Source organism: Epilithonimonas sp. UC225_85, from assembly GCF_042695135.1.
Lineage (GTDB): Bacteria > Bacteroidota > Bacteroidia > Flavobacteriales > Weeksellaceae > Epilithonimonas.
On the sequence record NZ_CP170547.1, the window covers coordinates 822,128 to 841,297 of the forward strand.

Here is a 19,170-nt window from a genome sequence, read left to right on the forward strand (position 1 = left end):
ATTTAAAATTATGTTACAACCAAAAAGAACCAAATTCCGTAGAGTTCACAAGATGAAAATGAAGGGGATTGCCCAAAGAGGTAATCAACTTGCTTACGGAACTTTCGGAATCAAAGCTACAGAAGGAGCTTGGGTTACTGCAAGACAAATTGAAGCGGCTCGTATCGCTGCTACAAGATATATGAAAAGAGAAGGTCAGCTATGGATCAAAATCTTCCCGGATAAGCCGATTACTAAAAAACCAGCCGAAGTAAGGATGGGTAAAGGTAAAGGTGCTGTAGAATATTGGGTAGCCGTAGTAAAACCTGGTAAAATTATGTTCGAAGTTGGTGGTGTACCTTACGAAGTAGCAAAAGAAGCTCTTAGGCTTGCTGCTCAGAAGTTACCAATTGTTACCAAATTCGTAGTTGCTAACGATTTTGTTAAACCTCTATAATCTCTCATAAAATGAAAAAAGCTGACATCAAAAATTTAAGCAAAGAGGATCTACAAAACCAATTGGCTGACGCTCAGGCTAACTATTTCAAATTGAAATTAGCCCACAAAATCAGCCCAGTTGAGAATCCTATTCAGATCAGAGATTTGAGAAAGACAATCGCAAGACTTAACACAGAGTTAACTAACAAACAATAATTCCTTTTTACAATGGATAGAAATTTAAGAAAAGAAAGAATCGGAATAGTTTCCAGCAATAAAATGGAAAAGACTATTGTTGTTAGCGAAACTACGAGAGTAAAACATCCAATGTACGGTAAGTTCGTTTTGAAAACGAAAAAATACACTGCACACGATGAGAACAATGAGTGTACTGAAGGGGACACAGTTTTGATTACTGAAACTAGACCTTTGAGTAAAAGCAAAAGATGGAGATTAGTAAGAATCATAGAAAAAGCTAAATAATGTTACAAACCGAATCAAGACTAAAAGTAGCTGATAACACAGGTGCAAAAGAAGTACTAGTGATCAGAGTTCTAGGAGGAACTAGAAGAAGATATGCTTCTGTTGGTGATAAAATCGTTGTAACTATCAAAGATTCTACTCCATCAGGAAATGCAAAAAAAGGACAAGTATCTAAAGCCGTAGTGGTAAGAACTAAAAAAGCTGTTAGAAGAAAAGATGGATCTTACATCAAATTCGAAGACAACGCTTGTGTACTTCTTAATGCTGCCGGAGAGATGAGAGGAACCCGTGTTTTTGGACCGGTTGCCCGTGAGTTGAGAGACAAAGAATATATGAAGGTTATTTCATTAGCTCCTGAAGTACTTTAATCTTTAAAATTTTAGAAAAAATGACAAAAGTTAAAATAAAAAGAGGAGACAACGTACTTGTAACTACCGGAAAAAATAAAGGTAGCAAAGGTGAGGTTCTTGAAGTAATCAGAAAAGAAGGTAAAGATCCAAGAGTAGTTGTTGCAGGTATCAATATCGTGAAAAAACACGTTAAGCCATCCGCTTCTAACCCTCAAGGTGGAATTGTAGAAAAAGAAGCTTCTTTACATATCTCGAACGTAGCACTTGTTGATAAAAACGGGAAAGCTACAAAGACAGGATCTAAAGTAGAAGGAGACAAAAAAGTAAGAGTAGCTAAAACTACCGGTGAAACTTTATAATTTAATATTACAATGGAATATATAGTAAGACCAAAACAAACATATAAAGAGAAAATTGTTCCTGCAATGATGGAAGAATTTGGGTACAAATCTGTAATGCAGGTTCCTAAATTATTGAAAATCGTTGTAAGCCAAGGACTTGGTGCAGCTGTTCAAGATAAAAAAATCGTGGACTATGCTGTAGAAGAATTGACTGCAATCACCGGACAAAAAGCTGTAGGTACTTTATCTAAAAAAGATGAGGCTGCTTTCAAACTAAGAAAAGGAATGCCAATCGGAGCTAGAGTAACTCTTAGAGCTGATAAAATGTATGAATTCTTAGACAGATTGACGTCTTCTGCTTTACCAAGGATTAGAGATTTTTCTGGTATCAAAGCTGATGGTTTCGACGGAAGAGGTAATTATAACTTAGGAATCACTGAGCAAATTATCTTCCCAGAGATCGTAATTGATAAAGTGAAAAAAATCCAAGGGATGGACATCACTTTCGTTACAACTGCGAAAACTGACAAAGAAGCAAAATCATTATTAACTCACTTCGGTTTACCGTTCAAAAAGAACTAAGATGGCTAAAGAATCAATGAAAGCGCGTGAGCGCAAAAGAGAAGCTACTGTAGCTAAATATGCTGAAAAAAGAAAAGCTTTGAAAGAAGCTGGAGATTACGATGCATTACAGAAGTTACCTAAAAATGCTTCTCCTGTAAGATTACACAACAGATGTAAATTGACAGGAAGACCAAGAGGATATATGAGAACATTCGGACTTTCCAGAGTAACTTTCAGAGAAATGGCAAACAACGGACTCATCCCGGGAGTTAAAAAAGCTAGTTGGTAAGCAATTAACAAAAACAATCGAGGCAATTAAGTTGTTGAGATACTAAAGTATAAAAATATCAGACCGAGGTTTTCTGAGGTCTGATATTTTAATCTTCAAGTCTTTTCAATACTGGTTGTCATAAACCAATAATTTTAAAACAAAGAAATGGTAACAGATCCAATTTCAGATTTCCTAACCAGAGTAAGGAACGCACAAAGCGCAGGCCACAAAGTGGTGGAAATTCCTGCATCAAAAATCAAAAAAGAGCTTACGAAAATTCTTTTTGACCAAGGTTACATCTTGAACTATAAGTTCGAGGATAACGCTGTTCAAGGAACGATCAAAATCGCTCTTAAGTACGACAAGCAAACTAGCAAGCCGGCTATCAAGTCTATCCAAAGAGCTTCTAGACCAGGACTAAGACAGTACAAAGGTTCTGCGGAACTTCCAAGAGTACTTAATGGTCTGGGTGTAGCTATTATCTCTACTTCAAGAGGAGTAATGACGGATAAAAAAGCAAGACAAGAGAAAGTAGGAGGCGAAGTAATTTGCTACGTATATTAATTTTTTAAAACAAGGAAAATGTCAAGAATTGGTAAAGCAATTATAGAAGTTCCTGCTGGTGTTACAATCTCTCAGAAAGATGATGTCGTAACAGTTAAAGGTCCTAAGGGTGAATTGATCCAGGAACTTACAGGAGGGATCAGCTTCACACAAGAAGACGGCGTGCTTACGTTCAGCCGACCTTCTGACTCAAAAGAACACAAAGCGCTTCACGGTTTGTACCGCGCGCTTATCAACAATATGATTGTTGGTACTACTACAGGATTTACTAAGAAATTAGAATTGGTAGGAGTTGGATACAGAGCATCTCACAACGGTCAAAGATTAGAATTGGCTCTTGGATTTTCTCACGGTATCGTATTGGAACTTCCAAAAGAAGTAACATTGGATACATTGACTGAAAAAGGGAAAAACCCGATCATTACATTATCTTCTTACGATAATCAACTTCTTGGAATGGTGGCTGCAAAGATCAGATCTTTCAGAAAGCCTGAGCCTTACAAAGGAAAAGGTGTTAGGTTCGTAGGTGAAATCATTAGAAGAAAAGCCGGTAAATCTGCATAAAATTTAAGAAAATGGCATTAACAAAAGTTGAGAAAAGAAACAGAATCAAAAGAAGAGTAAGAGGTAAGATCTCAGGATCTGCAGTATTACCAAGATTGTCTGTATTCAAAAGTAATAAAGAAATCTACGCACAATTAGTAGATGATAAAGAAGGTAAAACATTAGTATCTGCTTCCTCTAGAGATAAAGGAGTGGATGCTAAAGGTACAAAAACAGAAGTATCTACAGCTGTAGGTAAAGCAATTGCTGAAAAAGCAAAAGCGGCTGGTATCGAGAATATTGTATTTGACAGAAACGGATTCGTGTATCACGGTAGAGTGAAAGCTCTTGCTGACGGTGCTAGAGAAGCTGGTCTTAAATTCTAATTTTAAAAATTCAGAAAACATGGTAGATAGTAATATAGAAAGAGTTAAACCTGGAGGATTAGAATTAAAAGATCGTCTGGTTGATGTTAACAGAGTAACTAAAGTAACCAAAGGTGGTAGAGCTTTCGGATTTTCTGCAATTGTTGTTGTAGGAAACGAGGACGGAATCATCGGTTACGGACTAGGTAAATCTAAAGAAGTTGCTTCTGCAATTGCGAAAGCAGTAGAAGATGCTAAGAAAAACTTAGTGAAAGTTCCTGTAATTAACCATACAATTCCTCACCAGACTTCTGCAAGATACGGTGGTGCTGATATCTTCTTGAGACCTGCGTCTCACGGTACAGGACTTATCGCTGGTGGTGCAGTACGTGCAGTACTAGAATCTGCAGGTGTACACGATGTATTGTCAAAATCTAAAGGTTCTTCTAACCCACATAATGTTGTGAAAGCTACTTTCAACGCATTATTGGACATCAGAAGACCAGAAGAAATTGCAAGAATGAGAGGAGTTTCTTTAGATAAAGTGTTTAACGGTTAATCAATATAATAATGGCAACAATCAAAGTAAAACAAGTTAGAAGCGCTATTAATAGATCTAAAACCCAAAAAAGAACGCTTGAAGCTTTAGGATTTAAAAAACTTCACCAAGTAATCGAGCACGAAGCTACACCTTCCATCTTAGGAATGATTGCTTCTGTAAGTCACTTATTAGAAGTTCAAAAATAATAATAGATAATGAGATATGAGATTGGAGACTTGGTCTTTGATCTCGGATCTCAAATCTTTTAATCTCAAATATTCAATACAACAATGAATTTAAATAACTTAAAACCATCAGCTGGTTCTACCTTCAGTACAAAAAGAATTGGTAGAGGTCAGGGAAGCGGATACGGTGGTACTTCAACAAAAGGACATAAAGGTCAAAAAGCCAGAGCTGGTTATTCTCAGAAAATCGGTTTTGAAGGTGGACAGATGCCTTTGCAAAGAAGACTTCCAAAATTTGGTTTCAAAAATATTAATAGAAAAGAGTTTAGAGCAATCAATCTTGATACTATCCAAACTTTGATCGATACTAAAAACATCACTGGTGAAATCACTAGAGACGTATTAGTAGAAAACGGTCTTGCTTCTAAAAACGAATTGGTAAAAATCTTAGGAAGAGGTGATTTGAAATCTAGTATTTCTATCTCTGCTGATAAATTTACTAAATCTGCTGAAGAAGCTATCAACAAAGCTGGAGGTAAAGCAATTACTCTTTAATTAATATCTAATGAAAGAATTTATACAAACATTCAAAAACATTTGGAGCCTGAAAGAACTGAGAGATAAAATTGTCTTGACGCTTTTATTGGTCCTTGTGTATAGATTCGCATCGTATGTTTCTCTTCCTGCAATTAATACTGCAGAAGTAGGAAACTTACTACAACATTACAAAAACCAAGGCGGGAACCAACAAGGAGCCGGCCTTTTGGGTTTATTGTCATCTTTCACAGGTGGAGCATTTAGCCGTGCTTCTATTATGGCATTAGGAATTATGCCATATATCTCTGCTTCTATTATTGTACAGCTGATGGGTATGGCAATCCCTTACCTTCAGAAGTTGCAAAAAGACGGAGAAAGTGGAAGAAACACTTTGAACCAGATCACACGATGGTTGACTATCGGAGTCTGTCTTGTACAGGCACCTTCTTATTTGACATCGGTAACGCAGTTTTTCTTGCCTTATTCACAATTCCAATCAGCATATTATATAGATCCAGCATCTATTATGTTCTGGTTGCCGAGTATCATTATCCTGGTAGCAGGATCTGTATTTGCAATGTGGTTGGGAGAGAAAATTACGGATAAAGGGATTGGTAATGGTATTTCTATTTTGATTATGGTGGGTATCCTTGCGGATCTTCCAACAGCATTTTACCAGGAAGTTCTTACACAGAATGGTAAAGGTGGTTTAGGAAGCATCATGATTTTGGTAGAAATTATTTTCTGGTTATTGGTAGTTTTACTGGCAATTGTTTTATCAGTTGCTGTAAGAAAAATTCCGATCCAGTATGTAAGTAGAGCTCAGGCAAGAGGTGGGGTAAGCAGAAATCTGATGGATGGCGCCAGACAATGGATCCCATTGAAGGTGAATGCTGCAGGTGTAATGCCGATCATCTTTGCACAAGCATTAATGTTTGTTCCGGGATTACTTACAAAAGTTGATGAATCTAATACGTTTTTGGCAGGATTCAAAAATGTTTTTAGCTGGCAGTACAATGTATTGTTTGCATTACTAATTATAATTTTCTCATTTTTCTATACGGCAATTACCATTCCTGTAAATCAGATGGCTGATGATTTGAAGCGTAATGGTGGGTTGATCCCGAAAGTAAGACCCGGGAAAGAAACGGCAGATTACCTGGATGATATTTTGTCCAAGATAACCTTGCCTGGTGCAATTTTTTTATCTATCTTTGCAGTCCTTCCGGCAGTAGTGCATGGAGCGTTTGTTCAGACAGATAGATTTGCCCTATTTTTTGGGGGAACATCGTTGTTAATTATGGTGGGCGTTATCTTAGATACCGTTCAACAAATTAATACATATCTGCTGAACCATCATTATGATGGGTTGATGCAATCTAAATTATCAAGATCATCAAACCTTTAATAGAATAAATGGCTAAACAGAAACATATAGAACAAGACGGCGTCATTACGGAAGCACTTTCGAACGCGCAGTTCCGTGTAGAGCTAGAAAATGGGCACGTATTGATTGCCCATATTTCTGGTAAAATGAGAATGCATTATATTAAACTCTTACCTGGAGATAAGGTAAGACTCGAACTCTCTCCTTATGACTTAACTAAAGGGAGAATAACTTTTAGATATTAAAAATAACAAAATGAAGGTTAGAGCATCTATCAAAAAAAGAAGTGCTGATTGCAAAATTGTACGCAGAAAAGGTGTGCTTTTCGTAATCAACAAAAAGAACCCTAAATTTAAACAAAGACAAGGTTAAGAACCAAATTAAATTATGGCGAGAATTTCAGGTATTGATTTACCAAAGAACAAAAGAGGCGTTATCGGTCTTACTTATATCTACGGTGTAGGAAGAAGAACTGCTTCAGAAATTTTGAAAAACGCTGGAATCAGCGAAGACAAGAAAGTCAACGAATGGAATGACGATGAATTGGCAGCAATCAGAGGTTATATCTCAGACAACATCAAAGTTGAAGGAGAGTTACGTTCTGAAGTGCAATTGAACATCAAGCGATTGATGGACATAGGATGCCAACGAGGAATACGTCACAGACTAGGACTACCTTTAAGAGGCCAGAGAACGAAAAACAACTCTAGAACCCGTAAAGGAAAGAGAAAAACAGTTGCTAACAAGAAAAAAGCAAGTAAATAATCGTTAGGAATTATGGCAAAACAAACTAAAGTAGTTAAGAAAAGAAAAGTAAAAGTTGAAGCTATTGGTGAAGCGCATATTCAGGCTTCTTTCAATAACATCATCATTTCTTTAACAAATAAAGCAGGAGAAGTTATCTCTTGGGCTTCTGCCGGTAAAATGGGTTTCAGAGGTTCTAAAAAGAATACTCCATTCGCGGCTCAAATGGCTGCAGAAAACTGTTCTCAGGTAGCTTTCGAAGCTGGTCTTAGAAGAGTTAAGGTGTTTGTAAAAGGTCCAGGTGCTGGTAGAGAGTCTGCAATCAGAACGCTACACAACTCAGGGATTGAAGTAAGCGAGATCGTTGACGTGACGCCTATGCCACACAACGGATGTCGTCCACCTAAAAGAAGAAGAGTATAATCTTTTAACCTCAAATCTAAAACAATGGCAAGATATATTGGCCCTAAAACAAAAATTGCTAGAAAATTTGGTCAAGCAATTTTCGGAGATGACAAAAACTTCGAGAAAAGAAAAAATCAACCACCTGGACAACACGGTGTAAATAAAAGAAGAGGCGCAAAGAAATCCGAGTATGCTGTACAGTTAATGGAAAAGCAAAAAGCTAAGTACACATACGGTATCCTTGAGAAACAATTTGCTAACCTTTTTGAAAAAGCTCATAGAAGTAAAGGTGTAACAGGTGAAGTCCTATTGCAACTTTGCGAATCAAGATTGGATAATGTAGTTTACAGATTAGGTTTTGCTAAAACAAGATCTGCTGCCAGACAACTAGTTTCTCACAGACACATCACTGTAAATGGAGAATTAGTGAATATCCCTTCTTATTTGCTAAAAGCAGGTGACGTAATTGCTATCAGAGAGAAATCAAAATCTCTTGAAGTAATTGCTGACGCTCTAGCTTACAAAGCAAATTATGAGTGGTTACAATTCAATGACGAGAAAAAAACTGGTACTTTCACAACTGCTCCTGAGAGAATTCAGATTCCTGAGGACATCAAAGAACAGTTAATCGTCGAATTATACTCTAAATAATAATTTTTTCAAATTTTTGCTCAACCAGACTATGGCAATTTTAACATTTATAAAACCCGATAAAGTAATCCTTTTAAACTCCACAGATTTTAAAGGACAATTCGAATTCAGACCTTTAGAATCAGGTTTCGGGCTTACAATCGGTAATGCATTGAGAAGAGTTTTGCTTTCTTCTCTGGAAGGATATGCTATTTCATCTATCAAAATAGAAGGCGTAGAGCACGAATTTTCAACTATACCAGGAGTGATCGAAGATGTTACTGAAATCATTCTTAATCTTAAACAACTTCGTCTTAAAGCGAAAACTGAAAACCCGGGAAGCGAGCAGGTAACTGCAAAAATCTCTGGTAAAGATGTTGTAACTGCTGGAGATCTAGGAGACTCAATCGTTAATTTCGAGATCCTTAACCCAGATTTGGTTATCGCAACATTAGCTAAAGACGTGACGTTTGAAATTACTTTCAACGTAGAGAAAGGAAGAGGATATGTTCCGTCTGATCAGAACAAATCAAACAATGCTCCTGTTGGGACTATTGCTATTGACTCTATCTTCACCCCTATCAAGAAAGTACAGTATAGTATCGAAAATTACCGTGTAGAGCAAAAAACAGATTACGAAAAATTGGTATTGGATATTGAAACTGATGGATCTATTACACCTCAGAATGCTTTAACAGAAGCTTCTAAGATTTTGATCTATCACTTCATGTTGTTCTCCGATGAGAGAATTACTCTAGAAACTGAAGCTGTAAAAGCTTCTATCCAATACGATGAAGAAACCCTTCACACAAGACAACTTCTTAAGTCAAAATTAGCAGATATGGATCTTTCTGTAAGAGCCCTTAACTGTCTGAAAGCAGCTGAAGTAGAAACGCTTGGAGAATTGGTATCTTTCAGTAAATCTGATTTGATGAAATTCAGAAATTTTGGTAAAAAATCTTTAACAGAACTTGAAGAATTGGTTCACTCAAAAGGACTTAATTTCGGGTTTGATGTTGCAAAATATAAGTTAGACGCTGATAAATAATCCTTACAATGAGACACGGAAAGAAAATAAATCACTTAGGGAGAACAGCCCCACATAGAAAAGCAATGCTTGCTAATATGGCTTGTTCACTAATTGAACATAAAAGAATCAACACTACTGTTGCTAAAGCGAAAGCTTTAAGAGTTTACGTGGAACCACTCCTTACAAAAGCTAAAGAAGATACAACACACAATAGAAGAACAGTTTTCTCTTACCTACAAAGTAAAGAAGCCGTTACTGAATTGTTCAGAACTGTAGCTCCTAAAATTGCTGAAAGAAATGGTGGGTACACAAGAATCATCAAAACTGGGTTCAGACTTGGTGATGCTGCTGATATGGCAATGATCGAGTTAGTAGATTTCAACGAGATCTACAATCCAAACGCAGAAGAGAAGAAAACAACAAGAAGAAGCAGAAGATCTGCCGGAGCTCCTAAAAAGGAAACTGCTGTAGTTGAGGCTGCTGAAGCTAAAGTTGAAGAAACGCCTGCTACTGAAACTTCTACAGAAGAAAAAACTGAAGAATAAGAATTCTAAGTTTTTAAATATAAAACCATCTCTTTTTAGGGATGGTTTTTTTTATGGAGTAATTTCAATAGTGTACTTTTGTAAATATATATAAACCTAAAAATTAGTATTAATGAAATTATTGCATAAAGATCTGCTCAAGATCTTCTGTCTGTTTGTCTTATTGTTCGGCTTTACTCCGACAGTATTTGCCCAGACCCTCAAAAACAGTATTGTCAAATCTCCCGACGGAAAAATTGTTTTGGAAGTAGAGCTTGATAAATCCAGAATCTATTACAAAGTCTCCAAAGACGGAAAAGCTATCTTAAATCCATCTTTTCTTGGATTCGAATTAAAAGATGGTTCCCTTAAAGATAATCTTTCAGTGAAAAATATTACGCATTCTAAGTTTGATGAGACCTGGAAACAACCGTGGGGTGAAGAGATCGAAGTCAGAAACCATTACAACCAAATGAAAGTCTTGGTTAAGGACAATTCCAGACTTGCCAGAGAATTTATTATCGATTTTAAAGTTTTTGATGACGGTTATGGCTTCAGATATGAGTTTCCGGAACAGAAGAATCTGAAGGAATTTGTCATAATGGATGAACTGACAGAATTCAATTTCCCAGAGGATCACAAAACCTGGTCGATTCCTTATAAGACAGAATTCTATGAAGGTCTTTTCAAACCGAATCCCATCTCAAAAGTGGATACCGTTGTAACGCCTTTGACAATGGAAACCAAAAGCGGCTTATTCCTGACCGTTCACGAAGCTAACTTGACAGATTACGCTGCAATGAATCTTGCAGGAGATAAAAAGTCAACCAAGCTGAAAACTTTCCTTACGCCTTGGTCAACCGGCGAAAAAGTATTTGCGAAAGCTCCTTTCAACACGCCTTGGAGAACAATGATCATCGCTAAATCTGCAGGCGATCTGATGCTTTCAAGATTGATGCTGAACCTCAACGAACCCAATAAACTTGGTGATGTTTCCTGGATCAAACCCGGCCGGTACATCGGAATCTGGTGGGGAATGCATATGAAAAAATACACCTGGGAAGCAGGACCAAACCACGGCGCAAAAACCGAAAATGTCCTTAGATATATCGATTTTGCGGCTAAGTATAAATTCTCCGGTGTTCTGGTAGAAGGCTGGAACAAAGGCTGGGAAGACTGGAAATCATTTGAATTTACACAGCCATATCCGGATTTTGATATCAAAAAGATTACAGACTACGCCAAGTCAAAGAATGTGACCTTGATTGGTCATCACGAGACTGGCGGCAATACCAAGAATTACGAAAGCCAAATGAGTGATGCTTTTGCTTTCTATAAAAAATACGGTGTCAATGTTGTAAAGACAGGTTATGTAGGCGGTTTATTAGATGGAAAAGAACCTCACGACAGTCAGTACGGCGTTCGCCATTACAGAAAAGTAATCGAAGAAGCGACCAAATATAAAATAATGATCGACAACCACGAACCGGTAATGCCAACAGGCCTTCAGAGAACACTTCCGAATCTGATGACGCAGGAAGGCGTTAGAGGTCAGGAGTGGGATGCGTGGTCAAAAGATGGTGGTAATCCACCGGAACATACGACAATTATTCCATTCACAAGAGGGTTGGCTGGTCCAATCGATTTCACGCCGGGAACTTTTAACTTCACAAATTCTGTATTACCGAATACGAAAGTTCATACAACTTTGGCGAAACAATTGGCTTTGTATGTTGTGATTTACAGCCCCCTGCAGATGGCATCTGATATGATCGAGAATTATGAGAACAATCCAGCTTTTGAATTCATTACCTCTTGTCCGACAGACTGGAGTAAAACTGTGGTCCCGGATGCGAAGATCGGTGATTTTGTAACCGTTGCCAGAAAGGATAAAGCGTCTAATAACTGGTATCTTGGAAGCATCACCAACAAAGATCCACGAACTGTAAAGTTAGATCTTAAATTTTTGGATTCTAACAAAAAATATAAAGCGAAGATCTTCCGCGACGGAAAAGGTGCAGATTATGAAACCAATCCGTATCCTGTGATCATCGAAGAAAAAGAAGTAGATGCTAAAACGATTTTGTCAGTTGATCTGGCAAGAAGTGGCGGCGTGGCTATCATATTCACACAACTATAAGGTTGTATTATTCAAAATAAAACCATTCTTACTCGAGAATGGTTTTTTTGTATTGAATCAATGAAATACTGCAGACGTTTTTCTAAGTCTTAATTTCTGTCAGAAGGCACATTTCAACATTAACAAAGCCGCAGAGTGGCGACCTGTTAATAGGAAAGAATCAAGAACGATAATCCAAGCTCCGGAGGAGCGACCTGTAAAAACGTACGTATGTTTTCATAAAAAGACACGAGAGTTTTTGTCAAAAGACACGTGTGTTTTAATGAAAACTCTTGTGTCTTTTATAGCATCTCTTCAAACGTCCTGTTCATCGGCTTTTCAGAAGGGTCATTTTTGCATTAATAAAACCATTAATTTTGCGTTTTAAATTTGATTAAAACCATTTATGAATCCATTCCAAAAGTTCATCTCAATCTATTATTTACTGATCAGTTTCTTCGCTTTTTCTCAGGCAGGAGATCCGGTTTACACTTTACCGAAGATCAAATCCAATATCACTTTGCCGGTTTCTCTTCCAATTTCTGAGATCAATAGCTTGATTAATCAGTCGGTGAAAGGCGTTTTGTACGAAGATCAGTCTTACACGGATAACGGTAATGACCAGTTCAAAGTGAAAGTTGAAAAACAAGGTAATATTGCCATAAAAGCTTTGACAGGGAACAGACTGATGATCTCGGTTCCGCTGAAGATCTGGGCAGATAAAGGCTACGGAACTTTCGGATATTATGTTTATAAGGATACAAATTTCAATCTCGTAATGAATTTCATTACCACTATTTCTGCCGCTTCCGACTGGAGACTGAATACCAAAACAACAGCTGCAGGATTTGCCTGGACCCAAAAACCGGTCTTGGATTACGGTAAAATCAAGATCCCGATTGCACCGTTAATTGAAAGTACACTGAAAGACCAGCAGAATAAATTCACGACGATTATTGATCAGCAGATACGATCCCAATTCAATCTTCAGCCTTATCTCGTCATGGCCTGGAATCAGTTTTCGAAACCAATTAATGTTTCGGAAGAATACAACACCTGGCTCAAGATTACGCCGCAAAGCACTTATATGTCGCCGCTTCAGGTTTTTCAGGATAAGATAAAAACAACTGTTGGGATAGACTTATATTCCGAAACGTATGTTGGACAGATTCCACTGGCTACAAAAGATGTCAAAACGGTTCCGAATTTCATATTAAATCCAAATCTTCCAAACGTTTTCAACCTTCAGACAACCGCAAATATCAGTTTTGATGAAGCTACGAGAATCGCAAAACAACAATTCCTCAACAAAGAATTTGCGATGAGCAGCGAAGACAAAAAGGTGAAGATTACGGAGATTTCCGTTTATCAGGAAAAAGAAAATATCGTGATAGAAGCGCACACAACAGGCGAAGTAAACGGAATTGCTTTCATCAAAGGGAAACCTTTTTACGATGCGGTGAGCCACAAAATAAAACTGAACGTTACAGATTTTAATCTTAAGACCAAAAACTTCTTCCAGAAGGCTTTGACGGTTTTATTTGAAGGAAAGATCCGGAGAATGATAGAAAATGATTACGGCATTCCGCTTCTGGACATCGAGAATTCTTCCAGAAAAAGTATGATTGACAACTTCAACAAAGAATATGTGAAAGGTATCAGACTGCAGGGAAATGTTCTGGATCTCAAACCAACGCAGTTTCTGCTGTCAGAAAAATACATCACTATCGTGATCGATACCAGAGCACAATTGCAAATGAATGTTTCCGGATTGAGTTTTTAGCAATTTCTTATTATTTAACACTTATCATTAATTATAATGCATAAAATAATAGGTATATTTGTTTTCACTAAAATTTAAAAATGAAGAAGACAGTAACTCTACTCCTTGCACTGGCTTATACTTGCGGTTTCGCACAGGAATCAAAAGAATTGGCTAAGCTCAAAAAACAAACGAATGCCAATGTTACAATCAGTAACAGTACTTCAAATCCCAATTTTATCCTTTTCGGAAATTCTAATGCTCTTCATCTGAAATCTGCCGGTGCAAAAGCAAAAGCCGCAGAGTTTTTGGCAGAAAACTTCAAAGCATTTAATCTGAAGTCGATCAATGATTTGGTTTTTGTAGAAGAAAAAACAGATAATTACGGGTTGAAGAATGTAATCTACAGACAGCAATATCAGGGCATTCCGGTTTATGATGGCTTACTGAAATTTCATTTTAACAGCAAAGAAGAACTTACATCGATTAATGGAAACGCAATTTCCAATATCAAAGTGAATTCTACACCGGATATTTCTTCAGCTGAAGCTGAGAATATTGCAAAGAGCCTTGTTTTAAAACAGGACCTTAACAAATCAAATGCATCATTGCAAGCTGCAAAAAGCAACCTGTTGATCTTTCCGAAAAACTTAGTTCAAGGCGGTGTTGTAACTTCTTTTCTAGCTTACGAAGTAGAAGTGACCAATAAAGTGGATGTAAGAGAATTTGTTTTTATCGATGCCCATACCGGAGAATTGGTAGAGCAGTTCACAGGAATTCATCCAATTGACAGAAAACTATACGAAACCAATACCAATGCTACTAACCTGAAATGGAAGGAAGGCGATGTCTTTCCGGGAGCATTGAGTATCTGGCAGCAAAATGAAGTAACAACTTCTGAGCACGTTTATAACTTCTTCAAAAATGCATTCGGGTATGTTTCTTATGATGCCGCAGATCATTCTATGACAACGGTTAATAATGACCCGACGATCTCTTGCCCTAATGCAAGATGGAACGGAACGTATGCAGGATATTGCGACGGAACCGCAACAGATGATGTAATTGCCCACGAGTGGGGACATGCATATACAGAATATACAAGCGGTCTGATCTATCAATACCAATCCGGTGCGCTGAACGAATCTTACTCAGATGTCTGGGGAGAGACAATTGATTTGATTAATAATTATCAGGATGAAGGAGAGAATCTAAGTGTGAGAACGACAACAGCCTGCTCACCAGGATCTGTACGCTGGAAGATGGGTGAGGATGCAACAGCTTTTGGCGGCGCCATCCGTGATATGTGGAACCCCAACTGCAACGGTGATCCGGGAAGAGTTCTTGATACTGCCAATTATTTCTGTGGAACCACAGACAGTGGAGGCGTTCACTCCAATTCCGGAGTTACCAACCATTTATATGCACTTCTTGTAGACGGCGGGACTTACAACGGATATACTATGACAGGTATTGGATTCGTAAAAGCAGCACACCTTTGGTGGAAAGCACAAACAACCTATTTGACAGCAACCAGCGATTTTTCTAATTTTGCAGACGCTTTGGAAGCAGCAGCCAATGATTTGATAGGGATTAATTTACAAGGTCTGTCAACAACAGGTACAGCAGCAGGATTGAGCGGACAGTCATTCACAACTGCAGATCTTCAGAATATCAAAAACGGAATTCTGGCAATGCAGCTGAGATCTTCGCCGGCAACACAATGTAACTATACACCGATTCTGAAAGCAGTTCCGGATCTTTGTGCAAGCGCAACTTCCAACCCTCTTTTCAAAGAAACCTGGGAAAATGGTTTAGGAAGCTGGACGGCTACAAATATTCCGACAAATGCTTCTTCTTGGGAAGTAAGAAACTGGGTGGTGAAAGATAATCTGCCAAAAGGCAGAGCTGGAAAAGCAATTTTTGCTATCGACCCAATCAACGGAAACTGTACGACAAGTTTACAAAACGGAATTTTGCGTCTGGAAAGTCCACAAATTACGATTCCTGCTTTCACGGGAGGAAAGTATGAAATGGCGTTCAATCATTATATCGCAACCGAGTCAACTTGGGACGGCGGAAATATTAAATACAGCCTAAACGGTGGCGCATGGACTCTGGTTCCTGTAACTGCCTTTTCTCAAAATCCATACAATCTTATTTTGGACGGCACAGCAAACAGTGACAATCCATTGAAAGGACAACGTGCCTTCACAGGAACTGATGGCGGATCTCTTGGTGGAAGCTGGGGACAAAGTGTGATCGATCTTTCAAAACTCAACGTTACTTCCGGTTCTAATATCAAATTCCGATTCGAGTTGGGAACGGACGGATGCAACGGAATCGAAGGCTGGTATGTAGATGAGATCTATGTTTACAACTGCAGCATTCTGGTTGTGGAAGATGCTCAGAAACAAAACGGAATCCAGGTATTCCCTAATCCAACTTCTGGTTTTGTGACGATTCAGAATAAAAACAATTCTAATCTTAAAAACGTGGAAGTTTACAATGTTGCAGGACAATTGATTCAGAAATTCAATCTGAGCAATGTGAAAAATGCTTCTGTAGATATGAGCCAGCTGGTGAACGGAACTTATGTTCTGAAAGTGGTTTCCGATACAGAAAGTAATTCTGTAAAAGTGATCAAGAAATAATTCTCAGAATTATAAACCATAAAAAACGCTTATGAATTTCATAAGCGTTTTTTATTTTGTTAATTATAAGATTTTAAAACAATTTTCTTTCCCCAGCCCTAAAGGGAGGAAAATCGTTTTAAAATTTCATCAAAATTACACCTTTTAGGGTTGGGGAAATAATTTTGATGAAATTTGGCAGATTTAATTAAAACTTCAAAGCGGTTTCCAGAGAAAGCTCCATCATTGTTTTCAGCGCCTGTTCTCTCTGGTCGGCAGAGATGAATTCTCTGGTCGGGATAATATCAGACACTGTCAAAATAGTAGCCGCATTTTTCCCAAGATGTTTTGCGTTTGCAAAGAGCGCAAAAGCTTCCATTTCCACAGCAAGACAATTATATTTTGCAGCAATAGCAGGCACATCTTCATCTTTTCTGTAGAAAATATCGCTGGAGTGGATGTTGGTAGATTTCACAGCAAGATCAAGTTCCTTAGCCGTTTCATTGATTTTGTCAAAAGCATTTCCCTGATTCAGGATTGCTTCCTTTTCAATTCCCCACGCAAATTTTGCATAAGTGCTTTCGCTCACGGCGTGTTCTACATTCAGGATATCGAATAATTTCAAGTCTGTGGAATAGGCGCCGCAAGTTCCGATTCTGATGATCGTATCCACTTCATATTCTGTGAACAATTCAAAAGAATAGATGCCAATGCTTGGACATCCCATTCCGCTTGCTCCGACAGTAATTTCTTTGTCTTTGTAAAGACCTGTGAAGAAGAAAATATTTCTGGTTTCATTGACCAATTTTACATCCGTAAGGAAGTTGTCTGCAATATATTTGGCGCGAAGTGGATCGCCAGGCATCAAAACTGTTTTTGCGATATCTCCTTTTTTTGCACTAATGTGAACACTCATAGTAATGATTTTTTAAGAGCGTGAATATAAAATTTATATTTCAATCAGTGAAATTGAAGCGACAAAATCTTACTTATATCTTTCAATAATTCCCGTCAGGAAAGGTTTGTATTTTTCGCTCACCGGGATTCTTTCGTCACCTATCATAATGCTGTTTTTACCAACACTTTGAAGGTGGTGAAGCGAAACGATATGCGAATTATGAACCCGGATAAAATTCTCATAATCAATTTTCTCCATAATGGATTTCATGGTTTGATGAACGATCAGTTTCCTGGTGATTGTGTAAATGATGATGTAATCCTTGAGTGCATTGATTCTGGTTATCTCGTCCAGATTCAGTTTTACATCTTCACTGTTTGATCTTACAAAAATGAAGGATTCTTTGACAGCTGAGGTCGTTTCCTGCAGCAGCTTTTTATTATTGGTGAGGTTATAACTTTTGTAAGCCGCTTTCAGAAATCTTTCAAATGAAAAAGGTTTGAGAAGATAATCTATGACATCCATCTCAAAACCCTGGATCGCACAATTATCATAAGCCGTTGTGATAATCACATTCGGGAGTTTGTTGAAGCTTTTCAGAAACTCGATTCCGGAAATATTGGGAAGATTGATATCCAGAAAGATCAGATCTACGCTGTGGTTTTGTAAAACACTGATGGTTTCCTGGATGTCGTAACAATTGGCTACAAGATTCAGGAAAGGAATTCTTGAGATATATTCTTCGATCACGTGGTGCGCCAGTTCTTCATCATCTACAATTATGCAATTCATTTTCAGTCGAGTTGGAGGTTAAGATTAATTTCGTATTCGGAGCCGTTATCATTGATGTCCAGCTTATATTTTTCAGGATAAAGCAGATCCAGCTTCATCTTCGTGTTCTTGATGCCGAGTTTATTATGGTCGGTTCTCTCGCTTGGTTTCGTTTCGTAGAAATTCTTGACATTGAAGCTTAGGATGTTATACTTCAAATTAATAAAAATATCCAGAGGCCCTTTTTTGAAATCTGCATATTTGAAGGCATTTTCTATAAAGGTCAGGAGCAGAAGCGGTTCGATTTTATAAGCTTCGAAGTTTCCATAGAACTTCCAGTTGATGTTATTGAATTTATTGAACCGGATAGACTGTATTTCGATATATTTTTTGATATTGATGATCTCGTCGTTCAGATTATTTTTCTGTCCGTTTTTATCATTCAGAACATATCTCATAATGTCCGATAAGATCAGAATCACTCTTGATGTATCTTTTGACTGCGTGATAGAAAGAGAATAAATACTATTCAACGCATTGAAGAAAAAGTGTGGATTGATCTGTTCTCTCAGGATTTTCAATTCGCTGGATTGTCTCTCAAACTCCAAAGCTTTTATCATTTTTTGATCTTCCAGCCATTTGTCTATGAAAAAAAGCAGCGTGCTGAAAATGATAGAGAAAAGCCCGATTTTGAAGAACATATCGTGAAAATTGAGTCCATGTTCAAAAGGTTTCATCATTTTGCCTGGTCTTGGGAAATCTTTTGGAGGAAAAGGCGGATGATGAGGCATAAACAAAAAGAATGATCCAACATACAAGATGATAAATGTGATGACAATCGTAATTCTGGTTCTGGGATTTTGCCTAATGATAAAAGGCAGAAACAAGCTGTAATTGATATAAAAAATGGTCATGAAAATAATGAATACCTTCATATTCATCAATAACATCAAATCTCCGAAAACGGAATAATCCATAATGAGCTTGAAGAAAATAAGAATAATCCAAATGACACAATGATACACGTAAGTGGATTTGATTCTTTTAAAGAGGGTTTTCATAACGCTAATTTATTCTTTTTTAAAGTGCAAAATTCCTCCGATAAA

Annotated in this window: 27 protein-coding genes; 24 read left to right on the forward strand and 3 right to left on the reverse strand. The window is 37.6% G+C overall.

The features are described from left to right. Positions 1 to 10: 10 nt before the first annotated feature. The 24 genes from rplP to ACFJGY_RS04060 all read left to right on the forward strand — a co-directional run bounded on the left by rplP (position 11) and on the right by ACFJGY_RS04060 (position 16,416). The gene (rplP, locus tag ACFJGY_RS03945; protein ID WP_133944182.1) at positions 11 to 436 is read left to right on the forward strand and encodes a 50S ribosomal protein L16; all 426 of its coding nucleotides are present in this window, start codon (positions 11 to 13) and stop codon (positions 434 to 436) included. An 11-nt stretch (positions 437 to 447) separates the two neighbouring features. Beyond that, entirely contained in the window at positions 448 to 633 is a 186-nt protein-coding gene (gene rpmC / locus ACFJGY_RS03950; RefSeq protein WP_379968343.1) for a 50S ribosomal protein L29, read from the forward strand. A 12-nt stretch (positions 634 to 645) separates the two neighbouring features. Then, complete coding sequence (rpsQ, locus tag ACFJGY_RS03955; RefSeq protein WP_015806738.1) at positions 646 to 900, forward strand: 30S ribosomal protein S17; 255 nt, start codon at positions 646 to 648, stop codon at positions 898 to 900. Further along, positions 900 to 1,268: a 50S ribosomal protein L14 gene (gene rplN / locus ACFJGY_RS03960; protein ID WP_027383311.1), complete on the forward strand. Its 369-nt coding sequence runs from the start codon at positions 900 to 902 to the stop codon at positions 1,266 to 1,268. Before rpsQ ends, rplN begins: the two co-directional genes overlap by 1 nt. A gap of 20 nt (positions 1,269 to 1,288) precedes the next feature. Next, the gene (gene rplX, locus ACFJGY_RS03965) at positions 1,289 to 1,609 is read left to right on the forward strand and encodes a 50S ribosomal protein L24 (protein ID WP_379968345.1); all 321 of its coding nucleotides are present in this window, start codon (positions 1,289 to 1,291) and stop codon (positions 1,607 to 1,609) included. Positions 1,610 to 1,621: 12 nt separating this feature from the next. Continuing rightward, a complete protein-coding gene (rplE, locus tag ACFJGY_RS03970) occupies positions 1,622 to 2,173 on the forward strand; it encodes a 50S ribosomal protein L5 (protein WP_379968347.1) in 552 nt (183 codons plus the stop codon). Between the two features lies 1 nt (position 2,174). Further along, a complete protein-coding gene (gene rpsN / locus ACFJGY_RS03975) occupies positions 2,175 to 2,444 on the forward strand; it encodes a 30S ribosomal protein S14 (RefSeq protein WP_028122177.1) in 270 nt (89 codons plus the stop codon). Positions 2,445 to 2,591: 147 nt separating this feature from the next. Beyond that, on the forward strand, positions 2,592 to 2,990 hold the full coding sequence (rpsH, locus tag ACFJGY_RS03980) for a 30S ribosomal protein S8 (RefSeq protein ID WP_379968349.1): 399 nt from the start codon (positions 2,592 to 2,594) through the stop codon (positions 2,988 to 2,990). 18 nt (positions 2,991 to 3,008) lie between these two features. Beyond that, positions 3,009 to 3,554, forward strand: a complete 546-nt coding sequence (gene rplF, locus ACFJGY_RS03985) for a 50S ribosomal protein L6 (protein ID WP_379968351.1) — start codon at positions 3,009 to 3,011, stop codon at positions 3,552 to 3,554. 11 nt (positions 3,555 to 3,565) lie between these two features. Next, entirely contained in the window at positions 3,566 to 3,919 is a 354-nt protein-coding gene (gene rplR / locus ACFJGY_RS03990) for a 50S ribosomal protein L18 (protein WP_379968353.1), read from the forward strand. Between the two features lie 19 nt (positions 3,920 to 3,938). Further along, positions 3,939 to 4,457, forward strand: a complete 519-nt coding sequence (gene rpsE / locus ACFJGY_RS03995; protein WP_028122181.1) for a 30S ribosomal protein S5 — start codon at positions 3,939 to 3,941, stop codon at positions 4,455 to 4,457. Positions 4,458 to 4,468: 11 nt separating this feature from the next. Next, positions 4,469 to 4,645, forward strand: a complete 177-nt coding sequence (gene rpmD, locus ACFJGY_RS04000) for a 50S ribosomal protein L30 (RefSeq protein WP_125202067.1) — start codon at positions 4,469 to 4,471, stop codon at positions 4,643 to 4,645. An 84-nt stretch (positions 4,646 to 4,729) separates the two neighbouring features. Next, on the forward strand, positions 4,730 to 5,179 hold the full coding sequence (rplO, locus tag ACFJGY_RS04005) for a 50S ribosomal protein L15 (RefSeq protein WP_379968356.1): 450 nt from the start codon (positions 4,730 to 4,732) through the stop codon (positions 5,177 to 5,179). Positions 5,180 to 5,189: 10 nt separating this feature from the next. After that, complete coding sequence (gene secY / locus ACFJGY_RS04010; RefSeq protein WP_379968358.1) at positions 5,190 to 6,569, forward strand: preprotein translocase subunit SecY; 1,380 nt, start codon at positions 5,190 to 5,192, stop codon at positions 6,567 to 6,569. An 8-nt stretch (positions 6,570 to 6,577) separates the two neighbouring features. Next, the gene (gene infA / locus ACFJGY_RS04015; protein ID WP_027383300.1) at positions 6,578 to 6,793 is read left to right on the forward strand and encodes a translation initiation factor IF-1; all 216 of its coding nucleotides are present in this window, start codon (positions 6,578 to 6,580) and stop codon (positions 6,791 to 6,793) included. Positions 6,794 to 6,803: 10 nt separating this feature from the next. Beyond that, positions 6,804 to 6,920 carry a 50S ribosomal protein L36 gene (gene rpmJ / locus ACFJGY_RS04020; RefSeq protein ID WP_007839480.1) on the forward strand — a complete coding sequence of 39 codons (117 nt, stop codon included), beginning with the start codon at positions 6,804 to 6,806 and terminating at the stop codon, positions 6,918 to 6,920. Between the two features lie 15 nt (positions 6,921 to 6,935). Next, positions 6,936 to 7,313, forward strand: coding sequence for a 30S ribosomal protein S13 (gene rpsM / locus ACFJGY_RS04025; protein WP_379968360.1), 378 nt, complete (start codon positions 6,936 to 6,938; stop codon positions 7,311 to 7,313). A gap of 12 nt (positions 7,314 to 7,325) precedes the next feature. After that, positions 7,326 to 7,715, forward strand: a complete 390-nt coding sequence (rpsK, locus tag ACFJGY_RS04030; protein WP_027383298.1) for a 30S ribosomal protein S11 — start codon at positions 7,326 to 7,328, stop codon at positions 7,713 to 7,715. Between the two features lie 24 nt (positions 7,716 to 7,739). Then, on the forward strand, positions 7,740 to 8,348 hold the full coding sequence (gene rpsD / locus ACFJGY_RS04035) for a 30S ribosomal protein S4 (protein WP_379968362.1): 609 nt from the start codon (positions 7,740 to 7,742) through the stop codon (positions 8,346 to 8,348). 31 nt (positions 8,349 to 8,379) lie between these two features. After that, entirely contained in the window at positions 8,380 to 9,375 is a 996-nt protein-coding gene (locus ACFJGY_RS04040; RefSeq protein WP_379968364.1) for a DNA-directed RNA polymerase subunit alpha, read from the forward strand. Between the two features lie 8 nt (positions 9,376 to 9,383). Then, positions 9,384 to 9,902, forward strand: coding sequence for a 50S ribosomal protein L17 (rplQ, locus tag ACFJGY_RS04045; protein ID WP_379968366.1), 519 nt, complete (start codon positions 9,384 to 9,386; stop codon positions 9,900 to 9,902). A 112-nt stretch (positions 9,903 to 10,014) separates the two neighbouring features. Then, positions 10,015 to 12,021 (forward strand): glycoside hydrolase family 97 protein, encoded by a 2,007-nt coding sequence (locus tag ACFJGY_RS04050; protein ID WP_379968368.1) that lies wholly within the window; start codon positions 10,015 to 10,017, stop codon positions 12,019 to 12,021. A 385-nt stretch (positions 12,022 to 12,406) separates the two neighbouring features. Then, complete coding sequence (locus ACFJGY_RS04055) at positions 12,407 to 13,783, forward strand: DUF4403 family protein (protein ID WP_379968370.1); 1,377 nt, start codon at positions 12,407 to 12,409, stop codon at positions 13,781 to 13,783. Positions 13,784 to 13,863: 80 nt separating this feature from the next. Beyond that, complete coding sequence (locus ACFJGY_RS04060) at positions 13,864 to 16,416, forward strand: M4 family metallopeptidase (protein ID WP_379968372.1); 2,553 nt, start codon at positions 13,864 to 13,866, stop codon at positions 16,414 to 16,416. 187 nt (positions 16,417 to 16,603) lie between these two features. Here the strand turns inward: ACFJGY_RS04060 and deoD are convergent, their stop codons facing one another. The 3 genes from deoD to ACFJGY_RS04075 form a co-directional block, all read right to left on the reverse strand. Then, entirely contained in the window at positions 16,604 to 17,311 is a 708-nt protein-coding gene (gene deoD / locus ACFJGY_RS04065) for a purine-nucleoside phosphorylase (protein ID WP_379968374.1), read from the reverse strand. 69 nt (positions 17,312 to 17,380) lie between these two features. Next, a complete protein-coding gene (locus ACFJGY_RS04070) occupies positions 17,381 to 18,085 on the reverse strand; it encodes a LytR/AlgR family response regulator transcription factor (RefSeq protein WP_379968376.1) in 705 nt (234 codons plus the stop codon). A 2-nt stretch (positions 18,086 to 18,087) separates the two neighbouring features. After that, positions 18,088 to 19,125, reverse strand: a complete 1,038-nt coding sequence (locus ACFJGY_RS04075) for a sensor histidine kinase (protein ID WP_379968378.1) — start codon at positions 19,123 to 19,125, stop codon at positions 18,088 to 18,090. Between the last annotated feature and the right edge of the window lie 45 nt (positions 19,126 to 19,170).

What these genes read in the sequence shown, in the direction of transcription:
- rplP (WP_133944182.1), top strand. Translation starts at nt 11, where the DNA reads ATGTTACAACCAAAAAGAACCAAATTCCGTAGAGTTCACAAGATGAAA.
- rpmC (WP_379968343.1), top strand. Translation starts at nt 448, where the DNA reads ATGAAAAAAGCTGACATCAAAAATTTAAGCAAAGAGGATCTACAAAAC.
- rpsQ (WP_015806738.1), top strand. Translation starts at nt 646, where the DNA reads ATGGATAGAAATTTAAGAAAAGAAAGAATCGGAATAGTTTCCAGCAAT.
- rplN (WP_027383311.1), top strand. Translation starts at nt 900, where the DNA reads ATGTTACAAACCGAATCAAGACTAAAAGTAGCTGATAACACAGGTGCA.
- rplX (WP_379968345.1), top strand. Translation starts at nt 1,289, where the DNA reads ATGACAAAAGTTAAAATAAAAAGAGGAGACAACGTACTTGTAACTACC.
- rplE (WP_379968347.1), top strand. Translation starts at nt 1,622, where the DNA reads ATGGAATATATAGTAAGACCAAAACAAACATATAAAGAGAAAATTGTT.
- rpsN (WP_028122177.1), top strand. Translation starts at nt 2,175, where the DNA reads ATGGCTAAAGAATCAATGAAAGCGCGTGAGCGCAAAAGAGAAGCTACT.
- rpsH (WP_379968349.1), top strand. Translation starts at nt 2,592, where the DNA reads ATGGTAACAGATCCAATTTCAGATTTCCTAACCAGAGTAAGGAACGCA.
- rplF (WP_379968351.1), top strand. Translation starts at nt 3,009, where the DNA reads ATGTCAAGAATTGGTAAAGCAATTATAGAAGTTCCTGCTGGTGTTACA.
- rplR (WP_379968353.1), top strand. Translation starts at nt 3,566, where the DNA reads ATGGCATTAACAAAAGTTGAGAAAAGAAACAGAATCAAAAGAAGAGTA.
- rpsE (WP_028122181.1), top strand. Translation starts at nt 3,939, where the DNA reads ATGGTAGATAGTAATATAGAAAGAGTTAAACCTGGAGGATTAGAATTA.
- rpmD (WP_125202067.1), top strand. Translation starts at nt 4,469, where the DNA reads ATGGCAACAATCAAAGTAAAACAAGTTAGAAGCGCTATTAATAGATCT.
- rplO (WP_379968356.1), top strand. Translation starts at nt 4,730, where the DNA reads ATGAATTTAAATAACTTAAAACCATCAGCTGGTTCTACCTTCAGTACA.
- secY (WP_379968358.1), top strand. Translation starts at nt 5,190, where the DNA reads ATGAAAGAATTTATACAAACATTCAAAAACATTTGGAGCCTGAAAGAA.
- infA (WP_027383300.1), top strand. Translation starts at nt 6,578, where the DNA reads ATGGCTAAACAGAAACATATAGAACAAGACGGCGTCATTACGGAAGCA.
- rpmJ (WP_007839480.1), top strand. Translation starts at nt 6,804, where the DNA reads ATGAAGGTTAGAGCATCTATCAAAAAAAGAAGTGCTGATTGCAAAATT.
- rpsM (WP_379968360.1), top strand. Translation starts at nt 6,936, where the DNA reads ATGGCGAGAATTTCAGGTATTGATTTACCAAAGAACAAAAGAGGCGTT.
- rpsK (WP_027383298.1), top strand. Translation starts at nt 7,326, where the DNA reads ATGGCAAAACAAACTAAAGTAGTTAAGAAAAGAAAAGTAAAAGTTGAA.
- rpsD (WP_379968362.1), top strand. Translation starts at nt 7,740, where the DNA reads ATGGCAAGATATATTGGCCCTAAAACAAAAATTGCTAGAAAATTTGGT.
- ACFJGY_RS04040 (WP_379968364.1), top strand. Translation starts at nt 8,380, where the DNA reads ATGGCAATTTTAACATTTATAAAACCCGATAAAGTAATCCTTTTAAAC.
- rplQ (WP_379968366.1), top strand. Translation starts at nt 9,384, where the DNA reads ATGAGACACGGAAAGAAAATAAATCACTTAGGGAGAACAGCCCCACAT.
- ACFJGY_RS04050 (WP_379968368.1), top strand. Translation starts at nt 10,015, where the DNA reads ATGAAATTATTGCATAAAGATCTGCTCAAGATCTTCTGTCTGTTTGTC.
- ACFJGY_RS04055 (WP_379968370.1), top strand. Translation starts at nt 12,407, where the DNA reads ATGAATCCATTCCAAAAGTTCATCTCAATCTATTATTTACTGATCAGT.
- ACFJGY_RS04060 (WP_379968372.1), top strand. Translation starts at nt 13,864, where the DNA reads ATGAAGAAGACAGTAACTCTACTCCTTGCACTGGCTTATACTTGCGGT.
- deoD (WP_379968374.1), bottom strand. Translation starts at nt 17,311, where the DNA reads ATGAGTGTTCACATTAGTGCAAAAAAAGGAGATATCGCAAAAACAGTT.
- ACFJGY_RS04070 (WP_379968376.1), bottom strand. Translation starts at nt 18,085, where the DNA reads ATGAATTGCATAATTGTAGATGATGAAGAACTGGCGCACCACGTGATC.
- ACFJGY_RS04075 (WP_379968378.1), bottom strand. Translation starts at nt 19,125, where the DNA reads ATGAAAACCCTCTTTAAAAGAATCAAATCCACTTACGTGTATCATTGT.